Raw genomic sequence first — 6,731 nt, 5'->3', positions numbered from 1 at the left:
CCCGCCATGTCGGAGCGGAAGCCGCCCAGCCAGACAAAGGTCGGCCCCGCGCCCGCCACCCTGCGCCAGGCCAGCCGTTCGCCGTCCGGCCGATCGAGGAATCCCGCCTCTTCTTTCATCGCCCCGCTTTACCTCACCCGTAGGTCGTTTATGCAAACACCCGTGACCGCACCCCTGACCTTACCCCCGGACTTCGTTCTGCTGCAGGTCATCCCCGAGCTTGAGACGGGCGGGGCTGAGCAGACCACCATTGACGTGGCCCAGGCGGTCGTCCGGGCCGGCGGCAAGGCGCTGGTCGCTGCGCGGGGCGGACGCATGGTCTCCCGGCTTGAGGCCGATGGCGGCCGTCTGGCCCAGATGCCGGTGCAGTCCAAGAACCCGCTGGTGATGCTGGGCAACGCCGCCCGGCTGGTCGACCTGATCCGCAAGGAGAAGGTGACCCTGGTCCATGCGCGGTCCCGCGCCCCGGCCTTCTCGGCCCTGTGGGCGGCGCACGCCACCGGCACCCCGTTCATCGCCACCTATCACGGGGTCTACAAGGCCAAGTCCAATCTGAAGCGCTGGTACAACGCGGTCATGACCCGGGGCGACCTGGTGATCGCCAATTCCGACTACACCCGCGACCACGTCCTGGCTGAACACGCCCTGTCGCCCGACCAGATTGTCTCCATTCCGCGCGGCGTGGACCTCGACCGCTTCGACCCGCGGGTGGTGACGCCCGCGCGGATCGCGGCCCTGCGTGAGGCCTGGGGCCTGAAGCCGGGCGACTCGCGCACCACCTTCCTGCTGGGCGGCCGCCTGACCCGCATCAAGGGCCATCTCAGCATCATCGCGGCCGCCGCCAAGCTGAAGGCCAGGGGCCGCGAGGACTTCGTGATCATCTTCGCCGGCGACGACCAGGGGCGCACCGGCTATCGCGAGGAGGTCGAGGGCGCGATCGCCGCCGCCGGCCTCGTCGATCACATCAAGGTGGTCGGCCATTGTGATGACATGCCGGCCGCCTACCTGCTGGCCGATGTCGCCATGCTCCCCACCATCGTTCCCGAAAGCTTCGGCCGCGCGGCCGTCGAGCCCCAGGCCATGGGTCGCCCCGTCCTGGCCTCCAACCACGGCGGCGTCACCGAGACGGTGCTGCCCGGCAAGACCGGCTGGCTGGTCAAGGTCGATGACGCCGAGGCCTGGAGCCTCGCCATCGCCAAGGCCATCGATGTCGGACCCGAGAAGCGCGCCAAGATGGGCGTGACCGCCGCCAACCGGGCCAGGCAGCTGTACTCCGCCGAGGCCATGTGTAATGCCACCCTCGCCGCGTACGAGCGGGTGTTGGCGGCGCGTGCCGGAAAGACCGGCTGATGGCCCGCGAGATCAAGAAGATCCTGGTGATCAAGCTGTCGGCCCTGGGCGATTTCGTCCTGGCGCTCGCGGCCATGAAGCAGATCCGCGAGGCCCACAAGAAAGCGCACATCACCCTTCTGACCACGCCGCCCTTCGAGGCGCTGGCCAAGTCCTGCCCCTATTTCAACGCCGTGGAGACGGACGGCAAGCCCGAGGGCTTCGGCGCCTGGATGGAGCTGCGGTCGCGACTGAAGAAGGCCCGCTATGACCGGGTCTATGACCTGCAGACCTCGGCGGCGTCCTCGCGGATCTTCCACCTGATGCAGCCGTTCCCGCCGGAATGGTCGGGCAATGCGCTGGGCTGCGCCCTGCCCCATCGCAACAAGCAGCGCGACCACATGCACACCCTGGAGCGCCAGGCCGACCAGCTGAAATACGCCGGCATCTGGCCCGACGCCCCGATCGAGCCGGGCCAGGCGCCGCCGCCGGACGTGTCCTGGGTGCTGCGCAAGGCGCCCCAGGACCGCCCCGTGGCTGGCGGGGTTCGCCCCCGCCCCTATGTGATCTTCATTCCGGGCGGCTCGGCCCACCGGCTGGACAAGCGCTGGCCGGTCGAGAAGTTCGGCGAGCTGGGCAAGCTGCTCTACGCGCGCGGCTTCGACATCGTCATCATCGGCGGGCCGCAGGAAAGCGCGCTCGCCCGCCAGATCCAGCGCGACGTCAGCAAGGCCCGCGACCTCACCGGCCGCACCGATTTCGCCCGGGTGGCGATCATCGCCGCCAAGGCCGCCCTGGTGGTGGGTAATGACACCGGCCCGCTGCACCTGGCGGCGGCCACCGGCGCCCCCACCATCGTCCTGTTCTCCAAGGCCTCGAACCCGGCGCTTTCGGCGCCCCGGGGCCATGTCGCCATCCTGGCCGCCACCGAACTCAATGATCTGGCTGTGTCCACGGTCGCACAGGCGGCGAATGCTTTGGCCCATCCCCCCGGCGCGGCTTGATAAGCACAGGGCCCGCGTTCATATAGGTGGTCACGATCGGGACGCTGCTGCGTCGCCGAACTCATGCTTGTTCAAATAGCTCACTTGTTGAAATAGCTAACGGAGCCAAAGCCTATTCGCCGCCCCATGCAGGCGCCTCCCGTCAAGGACGGGCCGCGCATCAACGAAGATATCCGCGTTCCCCGCGTTCTCCTGATCGACCAGAACGGTGAGAAGCAGGGTGTCATGCCCACTTCCTCCGCGCTTGAAGCCGCCGAAGAGGCGGGTCTCGACCTCGTGGAGATCGTGCCCAACGCGGATCCGCCGGTTTGCAAGATCCTGGACTACGGCAAGTTCAAGTTCCAGGAGCAGAAGAAGAAGAACGAGGCGCGCAAGCGGCAGAAGGTGGTGGAGATCAAGGAGATCAAGCTCCGCCCCAACATCGACACCCATGACTACGAGGTCAAGGCGAAGGCGATGCACCGCTTCTTCGAGGAAGGCGACAAGGTCAAAGTCACCCTGCGCTTCCGCGGTCGCGAACTGGCTCACCCGGAACTGGGCATGAAGCTGCTCCAGCAGGTCAAGGTCGACTTCGAGCCGGTGGCCAAGGTCGAGTACGAGCCCCGCATGGAAGGCCGCCAGATGATCATGATCCTGGCCCCCCGCTAGGTTCGGATCACCCTGCGAATTCCAGAGCGACCGTCCCTCGGGGCGGTCGCTCTTTTCGTTTCGGAGACAGGCCCAGGCCCCGCCTGCGTCACCATACCTCCTCTTGGAAAGCGCCCCAGCGGCACGCTCGGACTTGCCCAGGGCGACGACGGCCCTTAACACCGCCGCATTATGTCTGACTCCGAGCCGTATAAGGCCCCGGCGCCCCGCTTCGCGGCGGCGTCGCTGATCGCCGTCATCTTCATCAATATGCTGGGCTTCGGAATCATCGTTCCGTTGCTGCCGTTCTACGCCAAGTCGTTCAACGCCCAGCCCTGGCAGATCGGGGCCATCTTCGGCGCCTATTCGGTGGGGGCCTTCTTCGGCGAACCCTTCTGGGGGCGGCTGTCGGACAAGTATGGCCGGAAGCCGCTGCTGATCTCGACCATCACCGGCAACTGCCTCTGCTACCTGGCTCTGGCCTTCGCCCCCAATATCTGGGTGGCCTTCGCGATCCGGCTGGTCGGCGGGCTGGCGGCCGGCAACGGCGCCGTGGTCCAGGGCTATATCGCCGACGTCACCCCGCCGGAAAAGCGCGCCCGCCAGATGTCCTATCAGGGCGCCGCCTGGAACGTCGGCCTGATCATCGGCCCGGCGGTGGGCGGCTTCTTCGCCCACACCGGCATGGGTCCGGCCGGGTTCCGCATCCCGCTGTTCATCGCCTCGGGCCTCGCCGCCCTCTGCGTGCTGGCCATCACCCTGGTGATCAAGGAGAGCCGCGTCCGCGAACAGAACATCAGCCACCGCCCCAGCCGCTGGAAGGCGGTGGGCGAGGTCGTCCAGCATCCGGTGATCGGCCGCATGATGCTGCTGACCTTCCTGGTCGGCTTCGCCTTCACCGGCATCGAATCCCAGTTCGGCCTGTGGTCCCAGGCGCGCTTCGGCTGGGGGCCGCGCGACATCGCCGTCTGCTTCGCCTTCACCGGCGCCACGGCCTTCTTCTTCCAGACCATGGTCACCGGCCGGATGTCGGAGCGCTATGGCGAGGGGACCATGCTGGCGGTCGGCATGTCGATCACCGCGCTGGCCGCCGCCCTGCAGGTGGTGTCGGCCAATGGCGCCATGACCATCGCCTTGATGTGCATGACCGCCGCCGGCCAGTCGGTGGCCTTCCCGAACGTCGGCGCGATCATCTCGCGCACCGCCGACCCGCACCGCCAGGGCCAGATCCTCGGCCTGAACAACGCCACCGGCGCCCTGGCCCGGGTGGTGGGTCCGATCTGCGCCGGGCTGATGGTGCCGGTGATCCGCGACGGCCCCTTCATCCTGGGCGCCCTGGTCGTCGCCCCGGCGATCCTGCTGGCCCTGTCGGCGACGCGCAGGGCCACGGCGCGACCTGAGCCCTACCACGCCACATGACGCCGCCCCGGGACCACGACCCGCGGGCGCTGATCGTCCTGCTTTCGGTGGTGTTCCTGAACATCGCGGGGTTCGGAGTGGTGATCCCCCTGCTGCCGTTCTTCGGCCAGGCCTTCCACGCCCAGGCCTGGCAGATCACCCTGCTGTTCTCGATGTTCTCGGCCGGCCAGTTCCTGGGCGAGCCGTTCTGGGGCCGGCTGTCGGACCGCATCGGACGGCGGCCCGTGCTGATCGTCACCATCGCCACGGCGGCGCTCTGCTATGTGGCGCTGGCCTTCTCGCCCAACATCTGGATCGCCTTCCTGGCCAGGTTCGCCAGCGGCTTCTTCTCCGGCAACATCTCGACCCTGCAGGGCTGCATGGCCGACATCACCCCGCCGGACAAGCGGGCCGGACGCATGGGGGTGATGGGCTCGGCCTTCTCGCTCGGCTTCATGACCGGCCCGGCGCTCGGCGGCCTCTTGGCCCACCCGAAGCTGGGCGCCGTAGGCTTCCACCTGCCGCTGTTCGCCGCCGCCATACTGGGCCTGGCCTCGGCGGCCGGCGTGGTGCTGTTCGTGCGCGAGACACGGCCGGGCACGCCGGACATCCGGCCCCGCAGCCGCCGCGCCGCCATCGGCGAGGCCTTCGCCGATCCGATCATCCGCCGCATCCTGATCATCAGCTTCGTGATCGTCTCGGGCTTCGCCGGCGTCGAGGCGACCTATGGCCTGTGGACCGCCTCACGGTTCGGCTGGGGCCCGCAGCAGATCGGCCTGGCCTTCGTGGTCATCGGGGTGATCGGCGCCTTCAGCCAGGGCATCGCCACCGCCTGGCTGGTCCGCCGGTTCGGCGAACCCCGGGTCCTGCTGGCGGGCCTGAGCCTGATGTTCGTCGGCATGCTGGTGCAGTTCACCTCGATCGTCTGGATCCAGGCGGTGCTGGGCCTGGCCATCGTCGGTTTCGGCCAGTCGATCTGTTTCCCCAACCTGGTGGGGCTGATTTCCAAGGCCACCTCGCCGGATCGCCAGGGCGAGATGCTGGGCCTGAACATGTCCAACAACGCGCTCGCCCGGATCGGGGGGCCCATCTATGCGGGCCAGCTGTTCTCCCTGGTCAATCCCGCCGCGCCCTTCGCGCTCACCGCCATACTGATCGTGCCGGCCCTGATCCTGGCCTGGCAGGTCTGGAAGCGGATGCCCCAGGCCGCTTAGCGCGCGGCAGGCTTCATGCCGTCCATCAGAATGTCGATCAGCCGCAGGGCGCTGGCCTGCCAGCCCGGGGCGCTGTTGGCGTAGGCGAAGCCGATCAGGGCGCGCAGCAGGTCGTCCGGTTCGACGTCGGCGCGGATCTCGCCGGCCGCCGCCGCCGCCGTGACCAGCCGCCCAATGGCCCCGATGATCGCCACCCCGGATGTCGCATAGAGTTCGGACGCCCCGCCGACCATGGCGCCCAGGGCGGCGGCTATGACTTTCTTGGTGGCCACATAGTCCACGAACAGCCGCATCCAGGCGTGCAGGGCCTGGCCGGGCGGCAGGTCGGCCAGCAACCGTTCGGCGCCCTCGGCCAATTGTTGCACCTCGCGCCGATAGACCGCCTCGACAATGGCGTCGCGGGTCGGGAAGTGCCGGTAGAGCGTGCCGATGCCCACGCCCGCGCGCCGGGCGATCTCGTCCAGGGCGACGTCGGGACCCAGCTCCGCGAACCCGGCCTTGGCCGCCTCGATCAGCCGCTCGCGGTTGCGCACGCCATCGGCGCGCAGCTTGCGCCCGCCAGACTCCGCCCCCTCCGCGCCCATGACAACTCGCCCCTTGATAAACGGAGGAACCCTCCGTATATAAATCGGAGACATCCTCCGTTTATATCCGCGACGCGATCCTGGCAACGCCGGAGGCGACACGTCGCAGCCCCCTCGCCCCGACCACATGACCTAGGAGACTTCCCATGACCGGACCTTTCGGCGCCACATCCACCACCGACGACGTCCTGGCCGGCGTCACCCTCACCGGCAAGCGCATCCTGGTCACCGGAGTCTCCGCCGGCCTGGGGGTCGAGACCGCCCGCGTGCTCGCCGCCCACGGGGCGACCGTGGTCGGCGCGGCGCGCGACCTCGACAAGGCCAAGGCCGCCACGGAAGTTGTCCGCGCCCAGGCCGCCCAAGGCGGCAGCCTGGAGTTGGTCGCCCTCGACCTCGCCAACCTGGCCAGCGTGCGGGCCTGCGCCGACGGCCTGGTCGCCGCCGGCAAGAGCTTCGACCTGGTGATCGCCAATGCCGGGGTCATGGCCTGCCCCAAGAGCTTCACCGCCGACGGCTTCGAGACCCAGTTCGGCACCAACCACCTGGGCCACTTCGTGCTGGTCAACCGCATCGCC

Annotated in this window: 7 protein-coding genes and 1 pseudogene; 6 read left to right on the top strand and 2 right to left on the bottom strand. The window is 68.7% G+C overall.

From position 1 onward, the window contains the following. Positions 1-119, bottom strand: a pseudogene (locus tag Q7P21_RS18310) (alpha/beta hydrolase); the annotation flags it as partial. Positions 120-162: 43 nt separating this feature from the next. On the opposite strand from Q7P21_RS18310, the gene Q7P21_RS18305 reads away from it, so the two are divergent. From Q7P21_RS18305 to Q7P21_RS18285, 5 genes are all read left to right on the top strand, one after another. Beyond that, positions 163-1,350: a glycosyltransferase family 4 protein gene (locus tag Q7P21_RS18305; protein ID WP_304178609.1), complete on the top strand. Its 1,188-nt coding sequence runs from the start codon at positions 163-165 to the stop codon at positions 1,348-1,350. Next, on the top strand, positions 1,350-2,333 hold the full coding sequence (locus Q7P21_RS18300) for a glycosyltransferase family 9 protein (protein ID WP_304165003.1): 984 nt from the start codon (positions 1,350-1,352) through the stop codon (positions 2,331-2,333). The genes Q7P21_RS18305 and Q7P21_RS18300 overlap by 1 nt, the downstream gene beginning before the upstream one ends. Before the next feature lie 126 nt (positions 2,334-2,459). Next, positions 2,460-2,981: a translation initiation factor IF-3 gene (gene infC / locus Q7P21_RS18295; RefSeq protein ID WP_242562403.1), complete on the top strand. Its 522-nt coding sequence runs from the start codon at positions 2,460-2,462 to the stop codon at positions 2,979-2,981. A 171-nt stretch (positions 2,982-3,152) separates the two neighbouring features. Then, the gene (locus Q7P21_RS18290) at positions 3,153-4,379 is read left to right on the top strand and encodes an MFS transporter (protein ID WP_304164997.1); all 1,227 of its coding nucleotides are present in this window, start codon (positions 3,153-3,155) and stop codon (positions 4,377-4,379) included. Beyond that, the gene (locus tag Q7P21_RS18285; RefSeq protein ID WP_304178601.1) at positions 4,376-5,572 is read left to right on the top strand and encodes an MFS transporter; all 1,197 of its coding nucleotides are present in this window, start codon (positions 4,376-4,378) and stop codon (positions 5,570-5,572) included. The genes Q7P21_RS18290 and Q7P21_RS18285 overlap by 4 nt, the downstream gene beginning before the upstream one ends. Here the strand turns inward: Q7P21_RS18285 and Q7P21_RS18280 are convergent. Further along, entirely contained in the window at positions 5,569-6,156 is a 588-nt protein-coding gene (locus Q7P21_RS18280; protein ID WP_304164990.1) for a TetR/AcrR family transcriptional regulator, read from the bottom strand. The genes Q7P21_RS18285 and Q7P21_RS18280 overlap by 4 nt on opposite strands. 146 nt (positions 6,157-6,302) lie before the next feature. Here Q7P21_RS18280 and Q7P21_RS18275 point away from each other — a divergent pair. Next, positions 6,303-6,731 (top strand): SDR family NAD(P)-dependent oxidoreductase (locus tag Q7P21_RS18275; protein WP_304178582.1); only part of this gene is annotated, 429 nt, incomplete at its 3' end.

Source organism: Phenylobacterium aquaticum, from assembly GCF_947378715.1.
GTDB lineage: Bacteria > Pseudomonadota > Alphaproteobacteria > Caulobacterales > Caulobacteraceae > Phenylobacterium > Phenylobacterium aquaticum_A.
The sequence above is the reverse complement of the archived record's forward strand: the minus strand, read 5'-3'. Positions and strand labels throughout refer to the sequence as shown.